Source organism: Streptosporangium sp. NPDC051022 (genome assembly GCF_040683035.1).
GTDB lineage: Bacteria > Actinomycetota > Actinomycetes > Streptosporangiales > Streptosporangiaceae > Streptosporangium.
On record NZ_JBFBCF010000022.1, the window covers coordinates 1 to 20284 of the forward strand.

Below are 20284 nucleotides of genomic sequence, written 5' to 3' on the forward strand. Positions count from 1 at the left end.
AGGGCCACCTGCACGGCGACAGCCACTTCATCGGGGACCCCGAGCACGGGGAGACCTGGATTCTCGACATCTTCACCCCGCCCCGCGAGGACTACCGCAACGGATAGGAGACCCCCAATGAATCTCGGCAGCCTGCTGATCGGCTCCTCCGCCGTCGAGACGATGAAGAACTGGTACCGCGCCGCGTTCGACGTCAAGGAGAACGAGATGGGCGCCTTCCCCTTCGGCCCGACGCAACTGTTCATCGAGGAGCACAGCGAGATCGCCGGACCGACCCAGGAGCCCGCCCGGGTCATCCTCAACCTCGACGTCGAGGACTGCCGCGCCGTCGAGGCGCACCTGAAGACGCTGGACGTCACCTGGGTGCGCGAGGTGGAGCAGATGCCCTTCGGCCTCATCGGCACCGTCGCCGACCCCGACGGCAACTACGTCCAGATCATCCAGTGGGGCGCCCAGCCCGAGGCGCACAAAGACTGAACCACCCCCCCGCGCGTCCTTTGGAGGCAACGCGATGAACACCTCGGCGAAGTGGTCCCGCGCCATTCTGGCGACGACCGTCGTGTCAAGTCTGCTCGCGACAGGCTGCGGCAGCACACTCCCGGCCTCCGCCGGCGGCGGGACGGCCGGTCGCCAGCCCGACGTCAATGGCGACGGCAAGGTCGTCGTCGGGGTCATGAGCCCCGGCGACACCAAGGACAAAGGCTATTACCAGAGCTTCGTTGACGAGGCCAAGACGTTCGCCGAGGCGCATGACTGGACCGTCGTCATCCTGGACAAGATTAACCCTTCGGACAGCATCACCCAGGCCAAGAACCTGTGCCGCCAGTCCGTCGACCTCATCGCCATCGGTGCCAGCGAGCTCAAGGACGCGCTCAGCGCGGCGCCGGAGCCGGTGTGCAAGGGGGTCGACTGGTACATCAACGGCGGGGTCGGCGTCGAGCAGACCGAGCACTTCGCGCAGTCCCAGCAGGTCATCAAGGAGATCCTCTTCTCCGGCGGCGTGGCGGCGGGCCTGCTGCTCAAGGAGAGCGGCTCCACGAAGGCGGGCTACATCAGCGGTCCCGAGGTCGACTTCTCCAAGCAGGCGGCCGCGGGCTTCCGTGCCGGTCTGCGGGCCGTCGTCCCCGAGGCCACGCTCGTCGAGACCTACACCGGCGACTTCAACGACTCCGGCAAGGCGCGTGAAGCCGCCCAGGCGCAGCTCTCCCTTGGCGTCAAGGTCATCTACCCCTACCTCGGTGGCGCCACCGACGTGGTCGCCTCCCTCGCTCGTGACAAGCAGGTCTACACCCTCACCCCGGGTACCGACCGGTGCGCCGACGACGCCGGCTTCGACATCTCCATGGTCTTCAGCCCGGGGGCGTACTTCGCGGCCGCCCTTGGGGAGTTCCAGAAAGGCACCCTCACGATGGGCAAGGCCCGAATGTGGCGAATCGGGGTGGACGACGTTCCGACCGTTGTGATGTGTGGTGAGCACACCCGCCTGCAGCCTCAGGTGGACCAGTTCATGGCCGATATCGCGGCGGGCAAGTTCGACATCGAGGCGCTGGCCGGCGCCTCCGGAAGGTAGCCACCGTCATGCGGCCGGAACCCCTCGGGGCGTCCCTGGTGGAGGGGAAGGTTGCCCCGGCGGTCGAGCTGCGAGGGATCACCAAGCGCTACGGCACGACGATCGCCTGCGACGATGTCCACCTGTCGGTCGCCTCCGGTGAGATCCATGGGCTGCTCGGTCAGAACGGCGCGGGCAAGAGCACTCTGGTGAAGATCCTGCTCGGGCTGGCCAGCCGGGACGCGGGGCAGATCCTGCTGCACGGTCGGCCCACCGAGATCCCCGACCCGTTCGCAGCCGCGGAGCTGGGACTGGCGATGGTCCACCAGCACTTCAGCCTGGTGAACGAGTTGACGGTGTGGGAGAACGTCACCCTCAGCGACACCGGCAAGCCCGACGCCGACGCGACGTGCGAGATCGTCCGCTCCATCGGCGAGCGCTACGGTCTCGTCGTCGACCCGCTCGCCAAGGTCGAGGACCTCTCGACCGGGCAGCGTCAACGTGTCGAGATCGTCAAGTGCCTGCGGCGTAACCCCAGCGTCCTCATCCTCGACGAACCGACCTCCGTGCTCACCCTGGCTGACTCGCGGGAACTGTTCTCGGTTCTGCGCAGGGTCGCCCAGGACGAGCAGCGCACCGTCATCCTGATCAGTCACAAGCTCGACGAGATCCTCAACGCGACCGATCGGGTCACGATCATGCGATCGGGCCGGGTGGTCGCACAGCGGCGGACCGCCGAGACCGACGAACGCGAGCTCGCCCGCGAGATGGTGGGCCGTGAGCTGTCCAAGTGGGTGGCCGCGTCGGCCCTCGGTGACCTGGACGCCCTCGTCGACCCCGGCCTGTCGAACGATCCGGCGATGTTCACCGCGGGCCGGCCGGTGGAGGACCGGCCGGCGGTCCGCATGCAGATCGACGCCGCGGTCGCGAGCAGGGACGGCCGGCCACTGTTGCAGGGGCTGACGCTGGAGCTGCGCGCCGGGGAGATCCTCGGGCTCGCCGGAATCGAGGGCAACGGCCAGCACGCGCTGGGTGATCTGCTCTCAAGCCTTCTCCCGCTCGACTCCGGCGAAGTCAGGGTCGACGGAACCCCGGTCCCGGCCGGACGGCCGGGCGCGATGCACTACGCGGGGATCGGAGTGATCCCCGAGGACCGTCATCAGTCCGGTTGCGTGCTGGACATGTCCGTGGCCGAGAACCTCGTCCTGTCCGCTGTGCAGACGGTCAGCCGCCGCAAGTTCGTCAGCAGGAGACGGATGCGCGAGCGGGCGGAGGAGCTCATCGAGCGCTTCGCGATCGCCACCCCCTCCCCCGATACGCCGATGCGCGACCTCTCGGGCGGCAACCAGCAGAAGGTCGTCCTGGCCAGGGAGCTGTCCCAGCAGCCGAAGATCCTCGTCGCCGCCTACCCCACCCGCGGGCTGGATGTCGGCGCGATCGAATACATGACCGAACAACTGCACAAAGCATCCCAGGCGGGCATCGCGGTGCTGCTGATCTCCACCGAGCTGGAGGAGATCCTCACCCTCTCCCATCGGGTGGCGGTCATCCACCGCGGCGCCGTGGTCGGGGAGATGCCACGCGTGGACGTCGACATCGAACGCCTCGGCATGCTCATGGGAGGGCAGGAAGCTTGAGCGACACCACCGTCCCAGCGGAGGAAAGAATCGCCGCCCCCCGAGGCCGCGCTTCTTCCCGCCTCCGATCGTGGCTCAGAGGCTACCCGACCTTGCTCACGTACCTCGCCTCGCTCCTGGTCGCGCTGGGCATCTCCGCCACGCTGGTGACGATGACCGGGGCCTCCCCCTGGACCGCGGTCGTCGCCCTCTACGAGGGCAGCCTCAGCACCCCCGCCTCCGTCGGCCTCGCCCTGGACAAGGCCGCACCGCTGCTGATCGTCGCGGCGGGCACGGTGATCGCCGCCCGCGCCGGGCTGTTCAACATCGGTCAGGAGGGGCAGCTCACCGTCGGCGCCACCGCCGCGTGTGCCGTCGCGCTCTTCGTGCCCGGCCCCGGACCGGTGGTACTGGTGCTGTCCCTGCTCGGGGGTGCGTTGGCCGGGGCGGCGTGGGCGGGCATCGCGGCGCTGCTGTTCTACAAGACCGGAGTCCCCATCGTCATCGGCACCCTGCTGCTGACATTCATCGCCGTCCAGGTGGTGTTCTTCGCCGTCACCCAGCCCTGGCTGCTGCAGGAAGCCGGTCACAAGGGCGACGTGATGTCTCCCCAGTCCGAGCTGCTGCGCACCGAGGTCTGGCTGCCCCACATCGGGGATTACCCCGGTCTGAACTTCACCAGCGGTGTGCTCATCGCGCTGGCCCTCACCGCGATCGTCACCGTCCTGCTGCGGCACAGCATGTGGGGCTTCAAGATGAAGATGCTCGGGATGAACAAGCTGACCGCTCGTCGTGTGGGCATCAGCACGGCCGTCCTGGGCGGCACGGCACTGCTGTGGTCCGGCGCCTTCGCCGGGCTCGGCGGGGCGGTGCTGCTCACCGGCGGCAATCACCGGCTGCAGCCGGGCATCTCCGAGAACAGCGGCTGGGACGGCCTGCTCGTCGCGCTCGTCGCCAGGGAGAACCCCGTCCTCGCCATACCGGTGGCGTTCTTCTTCGGCATCCTCCGCGCCGGCGGCGGCTTCCTTGCCTCCACCGGGGTGCCGCGCTACCTCGTCGATGTGGTCACGGCCGTCCTCGTCCTGGCCGTCGCCTTTCCCCCGGTATTCCGGATCCTGCGCCGCGAATGGCAGGCCAGGGCCGCCGCGCGGGCGCTGGCCGTGCGCGGGACAGGGGCGGCGGCATGATCGAGGCACTCACACTCGTCCTGGCCAGCTCCATCCGGCTGGCGCTCCCGTTGGCGTTCGCCGCCTGCGGGGAGTACATCGCCGAACGCTCCGGGACGATCAACATCTCGATCGAGGCGATGATGCTCGGCGGCGCGTTCTCGGCCGTCCTGGGCGCCTCGGCCACCGGTTCTCCGGCCATCGGGCTGGTATTCGGTGTGCTCGCCGGGCTCCTGATCGGCTTCGTGCACGCCAACTTCAGCCACCGCCTCACGGTCAACACCTACGTCGTCGGTCTGACGCTGAACCTTCTCGTGCTCGGCTTGACCAGCTTCATGCTCGACCTCGTCACCCTGACGCCCTCCCAGGTGACGGTGCTGGCCATCCCCCTGCTGTCCGACATCCCGGTGATCGGCCCGGCGCTGTTCGCCCAGCGGTGGCCCGCCTACCTGCTGTGGTTGCTGCTCCCGGCGATCTGGTACGCGATGTACCGCACGCGGTGGGGCTTGCAGATACGTGCGTCCGGGGAGAACCCCTCCGCGGTCGACGCCACCGGGATCGACGTCAACAGGCGGCGCCGGGAGGGGCTGCTGCTCTGCGGCCTGCTCTCCGGGCTCGGCGGCGCCTACCTCGCGGTCGGTGAGGTCGGGATGTTCAACCAGAACATGACCTCGGGCCGCGGCTACGTCGTCATCGCCGCGGTCATCTTCGGCGCATGGACACTGCGCGGCGCGATGGCGGGCTGTCTGGTCTTCGGAGCGGCCGACGCGATGAGGCTCGCGCTGCCCGCGCTCGGTGTGCAGCTCAACCCGCAGTTGCTGATCGCCTCGCCGTACATCCTGGCGCTGCTCGCGATGGTCCTGTTCGCCAGGAGCAACCGCAGCCCGTCCGCGCTCGGCCAGCCGTTCACCCGCGGCCTGCCCTGATCACCCTTCCGAAAGGAACATCATGAAGGCCGTCGTCCAGAAGGCACTCGGTGGGGTCGAGGTCCTGGAACACACCGACATCGCCGATCCCGTCCCCGAAGCAGGCGAGGTTCTCGTCCAGGTCAGCGCGGCGGGACTGAACAGGCTCGACGTCCTGCAGCGCCAGGGTTCCGCCGCCATGCCCAGGTTCGCGCTGCCGCACATTCCGGGCATGGACGTCGCCGGGACCGTCGTCGACGTCGGACCGGGCGTCGATCGGGAACGGATCGGGCAGCGGATCGTGGTCAACCCGGCGATCGCCTGCGGCCACTGCCGATTCTGCCGCCGCGGCGACGACGGCCTGTGCGACACCAAGGCCGTCGTCGGCGGCAACCGGCCCGGCGGGTACGGCGCGCTGTGCGCGGTGCCCGCCACGCACGCCCATCCCGTTCCCGACCACGTCGACCTCGCCGAGGCCGCCGCCATGCCGACCGTCTACTCACTGGCCTGGTACGCGCTGTTCAGGACCGGCGGACTCACCGCCGGCGAGACCTTGCTCGTGCATGCCGCCGCCAGCGGCGTGACCACCGCGGCGGTCCAGCTCGCCACCCGAGCGGGCGCTCGGGTGATCGTCACCGGCCGCTCGGAGGTCGAGCTGGAGCACGGCCTCCGCTTCGGGGCGCACGCCACGATCGACACCGGCACCGAGAACCTCGTCTCGGCCGTGCGGGAACTGACCGACGGTGTGGGCGCCGACCTGGTGCTCGACCATCTCGGCCCGGCGCTGTTCAACGAGTCGATCCAGGCCCTGCGGCCGCGGGGCAGGCTGGTGTTCTGCGGGACCACCACGGGCAGCAGCACCGAGCTGCGGCTGGCCCAGGCCTATCAGCGCGGGATCCGGCTGCTGGGCTCGGAGAGCTACGGGTCGGCCGACTTCGCGGCCATGCTGCGTTTCTGCTGGTCGGCCGGCCTGCGCTCGATCGTCGACCGGCAGATGTCGATCACCGATGTACCCCGTGCCCATCAGCTCATGGAGGACGGCGAGCTGCGCGGCAAGCTGATCCTCCGCCACTGACTCCCAGGTTCAATCCAACCCCTCAGAAAGGAACCGACATGAGTACCCGTAACACCGTCCTCACCCACCTCGCACTGCCCGTCCGCAACCTCGACGCGCAGCTGGAGTTCTACACCAAGTACACGAACATGAGGGTCATCCACCAGCGGATGGACGAGCAGACGAAGCTGCGCACCGCCTGGATCGCCAACGAGCGCGACCTCACCGAGGAGGCCGCCCGGTTCGTCATCGTGCTCATCGAGGGGTCCCTCCCCCGGCAGATCGTCGGCGAGACGATGGAGGAGCAGTACACCTTCCTCACCTCCATCAGCCACCTCGGAATCTCCGTCGACTCGCGCGACGACGTCGATCGCATCGCCGACATGGCGCGTGACGACGGGATCCTGCTGCTCGGCCCGATGTACCGCAACGAGGTCGTGGGCTACATCTGCTTCGTCCGCGACCCCGACGGCAACAACGTCGAATTCTCGGTCGAGCAGGTCCTGGGATGACCCACACCGCGGAGCCCTGCGCGACCCAGGTCGCGCGGGGCTTCCTCGACGCCCTCAACACCGGCGATCCCGACCGGATCGCGGCATGGGTGACCGAGGACTTCCACAACGAGAAGGCCGCGGTGCTCGGGACCGGGCTACACGGACGGAAGGCCTACCGCGCCCGGCTCCCCGAGTTCCTCGCACGCTTCACCGAGCTGCACTACGAGATCGAAGAGCTGCTCGTGCAGGAGAATCGGGCTGCCGTCGCCTACCGGATGCGGTGCACCTACCGAACGCCGCAGGGCGGGAGCGTCCCTGTGTCGATCCGCGGGATGTTCCGCCTCGCCATGCGGGACGGTCTCGTCGCGCATCGCGTCGACTACTGGGACGGAGAGGACTTCCGGCGCCAGGTGCGTGAGACCCCATGACCCAGGCGGACCTGATCGTGTGCGGCTCCGCCGTGGTCACGATGAACGCCGAGCGGGAAATCCTCCTCGACGGCGGCGTCGCCGTGCGGAAAGACCTGATCGTCGCCGTCGGCCCGGCCCGGGAGCTGCGGGAACGGTGGCCGCACGCGCCGGTGCTCGAGCGCCCCGACTCCATCGTCACACCCGGCCTGATCAACGTCCATCAACACCTGACCGGGGATCCGCTGTTGCGAAGCTGCATCCCCGACCGGCTTCCCCCCGGCGCGTCGATCCGGGACTGGTCCCTGCCGCTGCACGCCGCGCACACCCCCGAGCACGATGAGGTCGCGGCCACCGTGGGGGCTCTGGACTGCCTGCGCAACGGGGTCACCACCGTGATCGAGGCCGGCACCGTAGCCCACCCCGCCCGCGCGGCGGCGGGCATGCACGCTGCGGGTGTCCGCGGATCCGTCGGTACCTGGGGCTGGGACGTTCCGGGCGTCCCGTTCAGCGCGGACGTCCCAGAGGTTCTGGCCCGCCAGCGAGACGTGCTGGAGCGTTTCCCCGCGGGGGGACGCGTGGAGGGGTGGGTGACCCTTGTAGGCCATGACCTCGCTTCCGATGCTCTGCTCACGGCCGCGGCCGACCTCGCCCGTGACAGCGGCGCGCGGATGACCATGCATCTGTCCCCCAGCGCGGCCGATCCCGCCGCCTATCTGCGCCGCGTCGGCCGCCGCCCGGCCGTGCACCTCGACCGGCTTGGCGTGCTGGGCCCGCATCTGCTGCTGGGCCACGCCGTCTGGCTCGACGACGAGGAACTCGACGCCCTCGCCGGATCCGGTACGTCGGTCGCCTACTGTCCGTGGGCGTACCTGCGCCTGGGCCAAGGGGTGACCGTCGCGGGCAGGCATGCCGAAATGTGCGCGCGGGGCATACCGATCGGCCTGGGAGGGGACTCCGCCAACGCCGGAGACCACAGCGACATGCTGAAGGCGGCCGCCCTCGCCGCCGGCCTGGTCCGTGACACTCGGACCGACCCCCAGGTCTTCGGCGCGCACGACGCGTTCGAGTGGGCGACCGTCACGGGCGCGGTCGCGGCGGGCATGGGCGGCCGCATCGGATCGCTGGAGCCGGGCAAGCTCGCCGACCTCGTGGTGCACGACGCCGGCAGGTCCGGGTGGCCGCCGGCGGTCGATCCGGTCCTCGCCCTGGTCTGGGGCGGCGACGGGCGCACCGTCCGCGACGTCGTCGTCGGCGGTGAGCCGGTGCTCCGCGAGGGCCGCTCGACCCGGATCGACGAGCCGGAGTTGCAGGAGCGGGCCCGGCGTGTCGCCGCCGACACGCTCGCCGCGGCAGGGATCGTCGTCCCCTCCCGATGGCCGCTGCGACGCTGACCCGACACCGTCGGCACCCATGTGGGACCAGCCGCTTCGACGTCGAAACCGGCCGCGGCCTACCGTGGAGGAATGAGCTTCATCCAGGGGCCCGCCTCAGTGTGATCAGCCGCCGGAGTCCCCTCGCGATCCCGCGGTTCGCGGACACGGGGCTGACGTCCGCTCCGGCCGGGACCTTCGCCCCTGCTCCCAGACCTCCTCGGACACGAGTCTGGAAGCAGTCATCTGGGAGGACCGACACCATGAACATGCGCGCCGCCGTCGTCACCGCGTTCGGTGAGCCCCTGGAGATCCAGGAGATCCCCGTTCCCGAACCCGGCCCCCGCCAGGTCCTGGTCCGCATCGAGGCCAGCGGCCTGTGTCACACCGACATCCACGCCGCCCACGGCGACTGGCCGGTCAAGCCGACGCTGCCCTTCACCCCCGGGCACGAGGGCGTCGGCGTCATCGAGAAGATCGGCTCCGCGGTGACCGGCCGCGCCGTCGGTGAGCGCGTCGCCGTTCCGTGGCTGGGTTACGCCTGCGGCACCTGCGAGTACTGCGTCAGCGGCCGCGAGACCCTGTGCGAGTCCCAGAAGAACACCGGCTACGCCCTCAACGGCGGCCATGCCGAGTACGCCGTCGCCCACGCCGACTACGTCGTCCCGGTTCCCGGTGGCATCTCCCCCGCCGAGGCCGCCCCGCTGACCTGCGCGGGCGTCACCACCTACAAGGCCGTCAAGGTATCCGGCCTGCGCCCGGCCGAGCGCGCCGCGATCTTCGGCATCGGCGGCCTGGGGCATCTCGCCCAGCAGTACGCGCAGATCTTCGGCGCCGAGACCATCGCCGTCGACATCACCGCCGACAAGCTCCGGCTCGCCGAGGAACTGGGCGCCGCCCACACCGTCAACGCCGCCGTCGACGACCCGGTCGCCGAGATCAAGGCCCTCGGCGGGGCCGACGTGGCGATCGTGCTGGCCGCCAGCCCGCGCGTGCTGGAACAGGCCCACGCCTGCCTGCGGCGCGGCGGCCGCCTGGTGCTGGTTTCCCTGCCCAAGGACAACGCGATGAACCTGCCGATCTTTGAGACGGTCCTGGGCGGCATCAGCGTGATCGGCTCCATCGTCGGCACCCGTGGTGACCTGGCCGAGGTCTTCCGGCTGCACGCCGCCGGGCGGACCAGGGTGATCTACGAGACCCGCGAGCTGGAGGAGATCAACTCCTCCTTCACCGAGATTCTCGGCAGTGCCGTCCCGGCCCGGCTGGTCTTCGAGATGTGACCTCCCTTGCCCGGCACGCGGGCGGGGCCCCGCGTCAGCGCGGGGCGAGGACGCAGAACTCGTTGCCCGCCGGATCGGCGAGGACGACCCACGGGACGTCGCCCTGGCCGACGTCGACGAGCGTCGCGCCGAGGGTCCGCAGCCGGGCCACCTCCGCCGCCTGATCGTCACCGCGGTACGGCAGCAGGTCGAGATGGATGCGGTTCCACACGGTTTTCTCGCCGGGCGTTGTGCGGAGGAACTCAAGATAGGGCCCGACACCCTTGGCGGAGCGCAGCACCGCATGATCGTCGGTCACCTCGTGCAGGGTCCAGTCCATCGCCTCGCCCCAGAACCGGGCCATGGCCCGCGGGTCCGCGCAGTCGACCACCACCACGGCGATCGGCCCGGTGTCCCGGTAGATCTCCCGAGGCTCCAGCACGCAGAACACGTTGCCTTCCGGGTCGGCCAGAACCGTCCACGGGACGTCGCCCTGACCCACGTCGGCGGGCGTCGCACCGAGCTCCTTCAGGCGCGCGACCAACTCCGCCTGATGGGCCGCGGAGGTGGTGGCGAGATCGAGGTGCACGCGGTACCTCACCGTTTCGGGGTCCGGAACGGTGACGACATCGACGCAGACGGCGGCGGGGTCCGGCCAGACGAAGCCCACGGGTTCGACGTTGGTCACACCGGGGCCCTCGCTGGAAACACCCCAGCCGAGCGCCTCCGCCCAGAACCGGCCGAGCGCCGAGTCATCCCGAGCTTTGAAATTCACCTGAACGAGTCGCAGCGCCATGCCGTCCACCCTATGCCCGATAGATCAACCGGGATGAAGGAGGATCTTGTCGATGTGGCCGTACCCGGCGTGCGGTGTCCCGGCGGGGGCCACGACGCCTGCGGAAGGTCCTGGACCGATGGCCGTACCGGGACGACTTTCGGCCCTATCTCCGCTCCGGGCCGACGGGGCAGTCTTGGGACATGAAACTCGATTCGGCAGGGTTGCAGGTGCTCTCCCGTGAGGAGTGTCTGCTCCTGCTGTCCACCACGCCGATCGGCCGCGTCGTCTTCACCGACCGGGCGCTGCCCGCGGTACAGCCCGTCGGTTTCCGCCTGGACGGCGAGGACATCGTCATCCGCACGACGGCCGGGTCCAAGCTGGCCACCGCCACCCGAGACGCGGTGGTGGCGTTCGAGGCCGACGACTTCGACGCCGTCCTGCGCACCGGCTGGTCGGTGACCGCCGTCGGGCACGCACGCGCCGTCCGCCCCGGGGAAGCGGCCAGGCTGGCCGGGCTTCCCGTGGCGACGTGGTGGCTCTCCGGCGGAGAGGATCACTTCATCGTGGTGGACACCGAGCAGATCTCCGGGCGACGCATCCGCCGTTAGCCCAGCGGCGCGCTCCACAGCAGCCGGGTCCCGCCTTCGGGGGCAGACTCGACGGTGAAGGTGCCTCCGAGTTGCGTGGCCCGTTCCTCGAGGTTGCGCAGGCCGCTGCGGCGACCGCCGGAGGGCAGCCCGATCCCGTTGTCGGTCACCGTCAGGGTGACGCGGCCGTCAGCCACCTGTGCCGACACCTCGGCCTTGGTCGCCTGGGCGTGTCTGACCAGGTTGGACAGCGCCTCCCGCAGAACCGCCAGCAGATGTGCCGACACCTGCTCGGGTACCTCGCTGTCCAGGTGACCCTCCATCCGCAGGGCCGGCATGAAGCCGAGGCGGTCGCGTGCGTCCTCCACCAGGGTGACGACGCGCGCACGCAGACCGGGGACGTCGGCTTCGCGTGGCGTCTGTAGCGCGAAGATGGTGGAACGGATCTGCCGGATGGTCTCGTCCAGCTCGTCGATCGCGCGCTGCAGGCGGCCGGACGCCTCGGGGCGCTCCACCAGCCGCACCACGCTCATCAGGGTCATCGCAACCGCGAACAACCGTTGAATGATCACATCGTGCAGGTCTTTGGCGATTCGGTCCCGATCCTCCAGCAGGCTCAGGCGTTCGGCGTCCTGCCGGGCCTCGGCCAGCTCCAGGGCGATCGCCGCCTGTCCCGCGAAGGCGTGCAGGAGGCGCAGCTCAGCCTGCCCGAGCGGCATCCGGCCCACCCGTCTGGCCAGCGACAGCACCCCCCGCACCGCCTCACTCGCACCGAGCGGCACGGCGCCGACCGATCCGATCGGCACGGCGCCTTCGAAGATCGTCACGATGTCCGTCTCCGCCGGGTCGCTGATGGCGAAGGGGTCGCCGTTCACGAAGGCCCGCCCCGCCAGCGAACCGGCGACGGAGATCTGGGTCCGGGTGAGCTGTTCGGCGGCCGGTCCGTCCGCGATCACCAGGTTGAGGTTCTCCCTCGTCTTGTCGGGCAGGAGGATCGCCACGATGTCGGCGTCGACCATCTGCCGGGCCCGTCGCGCCACCAGGGCGAGCACCTCCTGTGGGTCGGCGCCCGACAGCAGGCTCGTGGTGACCTCGGAGGAGGCCTCCAGCCAGGTCTCCCTGCGCCGGGTGTCCTCGTACAGCCGGGCGTTCTCGATCGCCACACCGGCGGCGGTGGCGAGCGCGACGACGATCGCCTCGTCCTCCTCGTCGAACTCGGCGCCGCCGCGTTTCTCGGTGAGGTAGAGGTTGCCGAACACCTCCTCGCGGACCCGGATCGGGACACCGAGGAACGACCCCATCGGCGGATGGCCGGGCGGGAAGCCGTAGGACTCCGGATGGTCGGAGATGCGGGCCAGCCGCAGCGACCGCGGCTCCTTGATCAGCAGGCCGAGCAGGCCCAGACCGTGCGGCCAGTGCTCGATCCGGGCGATCTCCTCCTCGCTCAGCCCGACCGGGACGAACTGCACCAGGGTGTTCTCCATGCCCACCACGCCCAGCGCGCCGTAGCCGGCGTCGACCAGGGTGGTGGCGGTCTTCACGATCCGGTGCAGCACCGTCTCCAGGTCCAGGTCACTGCCGACCGAGACGACCGCGTCCAGCAGGGCGTGTACCCGGTCGCGTGTGGCCAGCACCGCCTCAAGGCGCACCTGAAGCTCCGACAGCAGTTCGTCCAGCCGCATGTTCGGGATCACCGAACGCCGCTCACTGATCGCCATGTCCCGAAGTCTGGCATCAAACCACGACGGCGCCCACCCTCTGGGAGGGGGGCGCCGTGGACGTGGAGCAGGGGTGCGGGCGGGCATCTACTTGAGCACCGGGTAGGCGCGGACCAGCGGGGTACGGCTCCACCAGGTGCCGATGCCCCAGGTGTCGCCGGCGTCCGCCCGGGCCAGCCCGATCAGGACGATCGAGTAGATCAGATGGTCGTCCATGAACGGGTTGGTGGTCAGGGGCAGTTCGGCGGCCCACATGAGGATCAGCATCGCAGTGCCCGCGACGGCGGCGACGCGGATTCCGGCGCCCAGGATCAGGGCGGTGCCGACGCCGAGCAGGCCGAGCATGAACAGCCAGTCGACCCACCCCTGCCCGGCCAGGCCGGCGAAGAAGCCGCCCAGGGCGTTCTCACCGGTGCCCTTGAGGAAGCCGGTGGTGGGGCTGCCGCCGGAGATCCAGGCCTTGCCCGCGGGGGTGGCGAACCCCCAGCCGAAGGTCTTGTCCAGGAACGCCCACAGGAAGACCCAGCCCAGAGCGATGCGCGCCACGGCCCAGGTGTGACGGACCCGGTGCATGCCGTCCAAGGACGGAGTGGCGTTCTGAGGGGCGAGGGGGGAAACGCCGCGTTCTTCGGTGCTGGCCATGGCCGTTCCTTTCGGGGGGGTGTCACCTCCCATCACACCTGCCGCGGCGACCGGTGTGCAGTGCCGTACGACTCGGTCCGCCGGGACCTTCGGCCCTCTTGCCCCGCCCCGGCGATGAACCGGTCGGCGGCCGTGTCCGGCCCGATGTACCCGGGAGTCACACGACCGGTTCCGCCCCCCGCCCGGAACCGGTGCCGACGTCCTGGGACGTGCCCTGCCGGAGACCTCCGACATCGACGTCCACGTCGCACACGGGGCGGTGACACTCTCACCGGCCGCATGGAGCTGCGCGGCGAGACACAGACCGTGTACGGCTGACGCGTCGGATCAACGGCGTGGTCGACGTGATCGGCGAAAGCCGGGCGAGCGCCAGGTGCCGAAAGGCCGGCGAAGAAGGACTTCCGGCTCTCCACCCGTCGCGGGAGACGCGCTGGGATGGAGGAAAGGCCACCCCGGGAGGAAGCGATGCGTGTGAACGTCAGCGATGTGATGACCCGCACGGTGGTGTCGGTAAGCGGTGACACGCCGTGCAAGGACGTCGCCGAGGCTCTCATCACCCACGGCATCAGTGCGGTTCCCGTACTGGACGCCGACGGCCGCGTCGTCGGCGTCATCTCCGAAGCCGACCTGCTGCTGAAGGAGGAGCTCAAGGACCGCTACCACCACGAGGAACGCCGGCCGGCGTCGCGGTCCCGCCCCCGTCACCCGCTCGGCCCCGAGGAAGACGGCGACAGGACGCACGAGAACACCGCCGCGGACGTGATGACCTCTCCCGCCATCACGGTCAGACCGCAGCAGGCCACGGCCTACGCCATGAGACTGATGGACGGCGGCGGGGTCAAGCGCCTGCCGGTCGTCGACCATGAGGGCAGGCTCGTGGGCATCGTCAGCCGTCGTGACCTGCTCAAGGCCCTCATCCGCCCGGACGCCGATATCGCCAGGCAGATCCGAGAGGAGGTCCTGGGCCGTTACGCCCCTCAGGACGTCTCCGATGTCGTGCTGTCGGTGGAGCAGGGCGTGGTGAGGCTGGCCGGTCGGGTGGGACGGCGCAGCGACGCGCGGGTCACGGCGCACATGGCGACCAGGGTGGACGGCGTGCTCGACGTGGTCGACGAACTGGAGTGGGACGAGGACGACACCCCGGCGCCGCAGGGTCGGTAGCGTCGTCCGTCGTCCGCGACGGGCAGAAGCGCGCTTCGATCAGGCGGGCGTCGGCGGTGCGGCCGGCGGGCGATCCGCAGGTGACAGCCGGCCGCTCGAGGAGCCTCGGGATGGGGGCCGAGTTTTCGAAACCTCGCCCGGCCGGTCTAGCTGGGCCAGGTCCAGTCGCGGATCTCCGGGGCGTCCTCCCCGTGCTCACGTGTATACGCCCGCGCCCGCAACCGGGCGTCCACCATCCGCTGCCGCAGGCCCGCCGCCCGCACCGCCAGCCCCGGCACCCGGTCGATCACATCGATCACCAGGTGGAAGCGGTCGATGTCGTTGAGCATGGCCATGTCGAACGGCGTGGTGGTCGTGCCCTCCTCCTTGTAACCGCGCACGTGCAGGTTGGCGTGGTTGGTGCGCCGGTAGGTCAGCCGGTGGATCAGCCACGGATACCCGTGGAAGTTGAAGATCACCGGTTTGTCCGGGGTGAACAACGCGTCGAACTCCGCATCCGGCAGGCCGTGGGGGTGCTCGGTGGGCGGCTGCAGCCGCATCAGGTCCACCACGTTGACCACGCGCACGCTCAGCTCGGGCAGGTGCTCGCGCAACAGGGCGACGGCGGCGAGGGTCTCCAGGGTGGGCACGTCGCCCGCGCACGCCAGCACCACATCGGGCTCCCGGCCCTCATCGGTCCCGGCCCACTCGATGACGCCCAGGCCGCGGGTGCAGTGCGCGATCGCCTCCTCCATGGTGAACACGTCCAGCACCGGCTGCTTACCGGCCACGATCACGTTGACGTAGTCGCGGGAGCGCAGGGCGTGGTCGGCGGTCGACAGCAGCGTGTTGGCGTCCGGCGGCAGGTAGACGCGCACCACCGAGGCTTTCTTGTTCATCACGACGTCGAGGAAGCCGGGGTCCTGGTGGGAGAAGCCGTTGTGGTCCTGGCGCCACACATGCGACGACAGCAGATAGTTCAGCGACGCCACCGGGGGCCGCCAGGTGATCTTCTTGGAGGCCTCCAGCCATTTGGCGTGCTGGTTGAACATCGCGTCGATGATGTGGATGAAGGCCTCGTAGCAGTTGAACAGCCCGTGCCGGCCGGTCAGCAGGTAGCCCTCCAGCCAGCCCTGGCACAGATGCTCACTGAGCACCTCCATCACCCGCCCGCCCGCCCCCAGATGCTCATCGGTCGGCAGGTGCTCGGCGTTCCAGGCGCGGTCGGTGACCTCGAAGACCGCTGAGAGGCGGTTGGAGGCGGTCTCGTCCGGGCCCATCAGCCGGAAGGTGTGCGGGTTGGCGGCGATGACGTCACGCAGGAACGTCCCCAGCACCCGGGTCGGCTCGCTTGACTGGGCGGCCGGGGCTTTCACCTCGACCGCGTAGTCACGGAAGTCGGGCAAGGCCAGCGGACGCAGCAGCTCGCCCCCGTTGGCGTGCGGGTTGGCGCTCATCCGACGCGGGCCCTCGGGTACCGTGCGCAGGATCTGGGCGACCGGCCGCCCGTCGGCGTCGAACAGTTCCTCGGGCCGGTAGGAGCGCATCCACTCGGCCAGCATCTCTAGATGGGCGGGGTTGTCGCGCACTCCGGACAGGGGGACCTGGTGCGCACGCCAGGTCCCCTCCACCGGCAGCCCGTCCACCTCGTGTGGCCCGGTCCAGCCCTTCGGGGTCCGCAGGACGATCATCGGCAGGCGTTCGGCACGTCCCTGTTTGTAGTCGGTGATCTGGTCGAAGACGATGTCCAGGGTCTCGGCCATCAGCGTGTGCATGGCCTGCGGGTCGTCGCCGGCCACGATGTGCGGGCGGTACCCGTAGCCCTCCAGGAGCTTGACCAGCTCGTCCTCGGGAATGCGGGCCAGCACCGCCGGGTTGGCGATCTTGTAGCCGTTCAGGTGCAGGATCGGCAGCACCACCCCGTCCCGGACCGGATCCAGGAACTTGTTGGAATGCCAGGAAGCGGCCAGCGGCCCGGTCTCGGCCTCCCCGTCACCGACCACACACGCCACCACCAGGTGAGGGTTGTCGAACGCCGCCCCGTAGGCGTGCGCCAGGCTGTAGCCCAGCTCGCCGCCCTCGTGAATCGAACCGGGCGTCTCGGGCGCGACATGGCTGGGAATCCCGCCGGGGAAGGAGAACTGCCGAAACAGCCGCCGCATCCCGGCGGCGTCCTGGGCGATGTGCGGGTAGCGCTCGGTGTAGGTGCCCTCCAGCCAGGCGTGCGCCACCGCGGCCGGGCCGCCGTGCCCGGGACCGGCGATGTAGATCATGTCCTGGTCACGCTCGGCGATGATCCGGTTCAGGTGCGCAAAGCAGAAGTTCAGGCCCGGGGTGGTGCCCCAGTGCCCCAGCAGCCGGGGCTTGATGTGCTCAGGTGCCAGCGGCTCGGTCAGCAGCGGGTTGTCCAGCAGGTAGATCTGCCCCACCGACAGATAGTTCGCCGCCCGCCAGTACATGTCGACTCTCTGCAGCGTGTCCATGCCTATGAGCATTTCCGCTCGCCAGGTGATCGGGTAGGGCCCTTGGTCCCTGGGCGTGCGGGCGTCCAGCCCGCACGGGCCGGATCGGCCGATGAGCGCCTCGTTCTGCCGTCAGCGGGTTCTCAGCTGGTGGCGCCCCAGGTGAGAGAGAGACCGGTGGCGGCGCGTTCGGTGCGGATCTCCATCATGCTGCCGAGGATGGTGGCATGGTCGGACACCACGGGCGTGGCGTCGAGCGTGTAGGTGATCCGGGTGCTGACGAGCACCGGGCTGCCCTGCGGTTCGTGGAGGTGGCGGGCGGCGGCGGGGTCGAGCAAACCGGGCCGGACCACCTCGGACGCCTGGGCGACCGTCACCCCCGCGTCGGCGAGGGCCGCGTAGAGGGAGACGGCGGTGAAGTCACGGTCGCGGATCTGGTCGGCCGCCGGCCGGCGGACCCAGGACACCTGGTGCACGGCGGGACGTCCCGCGAACTCGCGGACCCGTTCCAGCCGCAGGGCGGTGTCGCCGGGACGCAGCCGCAGCTCCGCGGCGATCCGGGCGGGGACCCGGCGCACCGCCCGCCCGGCCACCGCGGTGCGCACGTCGTGGCCCTGTTTACGCAGGTCGTCGACCAGGCTGCGGAGCGAGTCGAGCTGGTACGCCAGGTGGGGCGGGGCGACGAACGTGCCCCTGCCGGGCTGCTGCACGATCAGCCTCTCGTCGCTGAGCTCCCGCAACGCCTGGCGCAGCGTCATGAGGGTCACCCCGTAGGAGGCGCTCAGCTCCCGTTGCGGCGGCAGGGCCTCACCGGGGGCGTAGTGTCCCGACCGGATCTTCGCGGCGAGGTCGGCGGCGATGGCGCGGTATCTCGCCTCGTGCCCGGCGTCGGGGGTCATCGTGGTCGGTCACACTCCTGGTCGAGGGCTTGCCGCAGGGTCGTGAGGAAGACCCGCAGGTCGTCCGGTCCAGCTCCGTCGAGCACCCGCCGCATGACCGCGGCGCCGACCACCACGCCGTCGGCGTGCCGGCGGGCTTCGCGTGCCTGCTCCGGGGTGGAAATGCCAAATCCTAGCAAGACCGGCCGGTCGGTGACGCACCTGATCCGCTCGGTGAGCTCCGCCGCCGAGGCGGCGAGGGCGGCCCGCTCACCGGTGGTGCCCATCAGCGACACCGCGTAGACGAATCCGCGGCTGCGGCACGAGATCTCCGCCAGCCGCGGCTGCGGCGTCGCCGGCGACGCCAGCAGGACCAGCTCGATCCCGGCGGCGGCGGCCACGTCCGTCAGCTCGTCCGCCTCGTGCACCGGCAGGTCGGGCACGATCAGGCCGTCGACACCGGCCCGGCGCAGCGCGGCGCAGAACGCTTCGGGGCCGTCGTGCAGCACCAGGTTGTAGTAGGTGCTGACGACCAGCGGCACACCCAGGTCCGGCATGCCGGACAGATCGGCGAGGATCCGGCGGGTGCTCGCCCCCCGGGCCAGTGCCGTGTCGCTGGCCTGCTGGATGGTGACGCCGTCCAGTGTGGGGTCGGAGAAGGGCAGGCCGAGCTCGATCGCGTCCGCCCCGGCGGCGGCGAACGCCCGCAGGTAGTCCGTCCAGCCGGGCGTGATTCCCCCGGTGACGTACGGCATGAGCAGGCCGCGGCCGGTGTCCCGGCGGGCACGCAGGTGGTGTTCGACCGCGCCCGCGGCAAGGGTGGGGTTCGTCACAGCAGCTCCTTCAGGGTTGAGACGTCCTTGTCGCCCCGGCCGGACAACGTCATCAGCACCGTCGACCCTGCGGGCAGGTCGCCCTCGCCCGCCGCGCGGATCACCCATGCGAGGGCGTGCGCCGATTCGAGCGCCGGGACGATGCCTTCGGTACGCGCCAGCCGTACCGCCGCGCCGACCGCCTCGTCGTCGGTCACCGTGACGTAGCGGGCCCGGCCCAGGTCGCGCAGGTGGGCGTGCTCCGGGCCGACTCCCGGGTAGTCGAGCCCGGCGGAGATGGAGTGCGCCTGGATGATCTGCCCGTCGTCGTCCTGCAGGAACAGCGAGCGGCAGCCGTGCAGGACACCGAGCCGGCCGTGGGTCGCCCCGGCGCCGCCCTCCGCCTCGACACCGACCAGGCGCGCCGAGGTGTCGGCGAATCCGGCGAACGTGCCGGCCGCGTTGGAGCCGCCGCCGACGCACGCGACCACGTGGTCCGGGACGCCGGTCCGCAGCTCGGCGGCGCACTGCCCGCGGGCCTCGTCGCCGATGATCCGCTGGAACTCCCTGACCATCCACGGGTACGGATCCGGCCCGACGACCGAGCCGACGCAGTAGTGGGAGTCGCCGGTCGCGCCCACCCAGTGCCGCATGGCCTCGCTGGTCGCGTCCTTGAGGGTACGGCTGCCCGTGGTCACCGGGACCACCTCGGCGCCCAGCATGTGCATCCGGAAGACGTTCAGCGCCTGCCGCTCGATGTCGCGCTCGCCCATGAACACCGTGGCCTCCAGCCCGAGCAGCGCGGCGGCGGTCGCGGTGGCCACCCCGTGCTGGCCCGCCCCCGTCTCGGCGATCAGCCTGCGCCGTCCCATCCGGGTGGCCAGCAGGGCCTGGCCCAGCACGTTGTTGATCTTGTGGGATCCGGTGTGGGTGAGATCCTCGCGCTTGAGGTACAGCTGCACGCCCAGCGCCTCCGACAGCCGGTGGGCCGGTGTGAGCGGGGTCGGCCTCCCGGCGTGCACGGCGAGCAGCCGCGCCAGGGCGCCGCGGAACCCCGGATCCGCCCAGGCCTCCCGGAACGCCTCGTCCACCTCGCGGCACGCCTCCACCAGGGACTCCGGCGCGTACCGCCCGCCGTACCCGCCGAAACGGCCCCGCGCCCGGGGCTCGCCCATCGTCCCGTCCGGCGGGAGTGGCTCACGCCACGGCAACACGTCTCGCACGCCATACTCCGATCGTTCTATAACTCTGCAATGAGTTCTATAACAGTGAGTGTGGCATGGACGGCGTGGACGCGCCACCGAGGCTCCTTCTCTCGAAGGTGATCCCAGCCTCAAAGCAGCTTCGGGGCGGACAAAGGCCGAGCCGCCCGGGCGGACCGAACGCATCGTGCGTGGCTGCCGGGCTCGGTTCGAGTGCGCGTTCTGTGAGCGGGCGACCGGGT

General features: G+C 70.3%; 19 protein-coding genes. 12 read left to right on the forward strand and 7 right to left on the reverse strand.

Annotated elements, in window-relative coordinates; translation table 11 throughout:
* Positions 1 to 117: 117 nt before the first annotated feature.
* The 10 genes from AB0N02_RS30075 (at position 118) to AB0N02_RS30120 (ending at position 9844) form a co-directional block, all read left to right on the forward strand.
* Positions 118 to 477 carry a VOC family protein gene (locus AB0N02_RS30075; RefSeq protein ID WP_363953269.1) on the forward strand — a complete coding sequence of 120 codons (360 nt, stop codon included), beginning with the start codon at positions 118 to 120 and terminating at the stop codon, positions 475 to 477.
* A gap of 34 nt (positions 478 to 511) precedes the next feature.
* On the forward strand, positions 512 to 1570 hold the full coding sequence (locus AB0N02_RS30080) for a BMP family ABC transporter substrate-binding protein (RefSeq protein WP_363953270.1): 1059 nt from the start codon (positions 512 to 514) through the stop codon (positions 1568 to 1570).
* A gap of 8 nt (positions 1571 to 1578) precedes the next feature.
* A complete protein-coding gene (locus AB0N02_RS30085; RefSeq protein WP_363953272.1) occupies positions 1579 to 3186 on the forward strand; it encodes an ABC transporter ATP-binding protein in 1608 nt (535 codons plus the stop codon).
* Positions 3187 to 3278: 92 nt separating this feature from the next.
* Positions 3279 to 4352: an ABC transporter permease gene (locus AB0N02_RS30090; protein WP_363953274.1), complete on the forward strand. Its 1074-nt coding sequence runs from the start codon at positions 3279 to 3281 to the stop codon at positions 4350 to 4352.
* Positions 4349 to 5257, forward strand: a complete 909-nt coding sequence (locus tag AB0N02_RS30095) for an ABC transporter permease (RefSeq protein ID WP_363953276.1) — start codon at positions 4349 to 4351, stop codon at positions 5255 to 5257. The genes AB0N02_RS30090 and AB0N02_RS30095 overlap by 4 nt, the downstream gene beginning before the upstream one ends.
* A gap of 22 nt (positions 5258 to 5279) precedes the next feature.
* On the forward strand, positions 5280 to 6311 hold the full coding sequence (locus tag AB0N02_RS30100; protein ID WP_363953278.1) for a zinc-binding dehydrogenase: 1032 nt from the start codon (positions 5280 to 5282) through the stop codon (positions 6309 to 6311).
* A gap of 38 nt (positions 6312 to 6349) precedes the next feature.
* On the forward strand, positions 6350 to 6802 hold the full coding sequence (locus AB0N02_RS30105) for a VOC family protein (protein ID WP_363953280.1): 453 nt from the start codon (positions 6350 to 6352) through the stop codon (positions 6800 to 6802).
* Positions 6799 to 7212, forward strand: coding sequence for a nuclear transport factor 2 family protein (locus AB0N02_RS30110; protein WP_363953282.1), 414 nt, complete (start codon positions 6799 to 6801; stop codon positions 7210 to 7212). Before AB0N02_RS30105 ends, AB0N02_RS30110 begins: the two co-directional genes overlap by 4 nt.
* A complete protein-coding gene (locus tag AB0N02_RS30115) occupies positions 7209 to 8585 on the forward strand; it encodes an amidohydrolase family protein (RefSeq protein ID WP_363953284.1) in 1377 nt (458 codons plus the stop codon). Before AB0N02_RS30110 ends, AB0N02_RS30115 begins: the two co-directional genes overlap by 4 nt.
* 242 nt (positions 8586 to 8827) lie before the next feature.
* Positions 8828 to 9844 (forward strand): zinc-dependent alcohol dehydrogenase, encoded by a 1017-nt coding sequence (locus tag AB0N02_RS30120; protein WP_363953286.1) that lies wholly within the window; start codon positions 8828 to 8830, stop codon positions 9842 to 9844.
* 34 nt (positions 9845 to 9878) lie between these two features.
* Here AB0N02_RS30120 and AB0N02_RS30125 read toward each other — a convergent pair whose 3' ends face one another.
* Positions 9879 to 10619, reverse strand: a complete 741-nt coding sequence (locus AB0N02_RS30125) for a VOC family protein (protein WP_363953288.1) — start codon at positions 10617 to 10619, stop codon at positions 9879 to 9881.
* Positions 10620 to 10801: 182 nt separating this feature from the next.
* Here AB0N02_RS30125 and AB0N02_RS30130 point away from each other — a divergent pair, with 182 nt between their 5' ends.
* Positions 10802 to 11209 carry a pyridoxamine 5'-phosphate oxidase family protein gene (locus AB0N02_RS30130; RefSeq protein WP_363953289.1) on the forward strand — a complete coding sequence of 136 codons (408 nt, stop codon included), beginning with the start codon at positions 10802 to 10804 and terminating at the stop codon, positions 11207 to 11209.
* Here the strand turns inward: AB0N02_RS30130 and AB0N02_RS30135 are convergent.
* Positions 11206 to 12906 carry a GAF domain-containing protein gene (locus tag AB0N02_RS30135; RefSeq protein WP_363953291.1) on the reverse strand — a complete coding sequence of 567 codons (1701 nt, stop codon included), beginning with the start codon at positions 12904 to 12906 and terminating at the stop codon, positions 11206 to 11208. The genes AB0N02_RS30130 and AB0N02_RS30135 overlap by 4 nt on opposite strands.
* An 87-nt stretch (positions 12907 to 12993) precedes the next feature.
* Positions 12994 to 13479 carry a hypothetical protein gene (locus AB0N02_RS30140; protein WP_363953576.1) on the reverse strand — a complete coding sequence of 162 codons (486 nt, stop codon included), beginning with the start codon at positions 13477 to 13479 and terminating at the stop codon, positions 12994 to 12996.
* 534 nt (positions 13480 to 14013) lie between these two features.
* Between AB0N02_RS30140 and AB0N02_RS30145 the strand changes: the two genes are divergently transcribed.
* The gene (locus tag AB0N02_RS30145) at positions 14014 to 14709 is read left to right on the forward strand and encodes a CBS domain-containing protein (RefSeq protein ID WP_363953293.1); all 696 of its coding nucleotides are present in this window, start codon (positions 14014 to 14016) and stop codon (positions 14707 to 14709) included.
* Between the two features lie 146 nt (positions 14710 to 14855).
* On the opposite strand, the gene AB0N02_RS30150 is transcribed toward AB0N02_RS30145, so the two are convergent.
* From AB0N02_RS30150 to trpB, 4 genes are all read right to left on the reverse strand, one after another.
* Positions 14856 to 17171 carry a phosphoketolase family protein gene (locus AB0N02_RS30150; protein WP_363953295.1) on the reverse strand — a complete coding sequence of 772 codons (2316 nt, stop codon included), beginning with the start codon at positions 17169 to 17171 and terminating at the stop codon, positions 14856 to 14858.
* Positions 17172 to 17293: 122 nt separating this feature from the next.
* On the reverse strand, positions 17294 to 18049 hold the full coding sequence (locus tag AB0N02_RS30155) for a GntR family transcriptional regulator (RefSeq protein WP_363953297.1): 756 nt from the start codon (positions 18047 to 18049) through the stop codon (positions 17294 to 17296).
* Positions 18046 to 18861, reverse strand: coding sequence for a tryptophan synthase subunit alpha (gene trpA, locus AB0N02_RS30160; RefSeq protein ID WP_363953299.1), 816 nt, complete (start codon positions 18859 to 18861; stop codon positions 18046 to 18048). The genes AB0N02_RS30155 and trpA overlap by 4 nt, the downstream gene beginning before the upstream one ends.
* Positions 18858 to 20015, reverse strand: coding sequence for a tryptophan synthase subunit beta (gene trpB / locus AB0N02_RS30165; RefSeq protein ID WP_363953578.1), 1158 nt, complete (start codon positions 20013 to 20015; stop codon positions 18858 to 18860). Before trpB ends, trpA begins: the two co-directional genes overlap by 4 nt.
* Positions 20016 to 20284 lie beyond the last annotated feature (269 nt).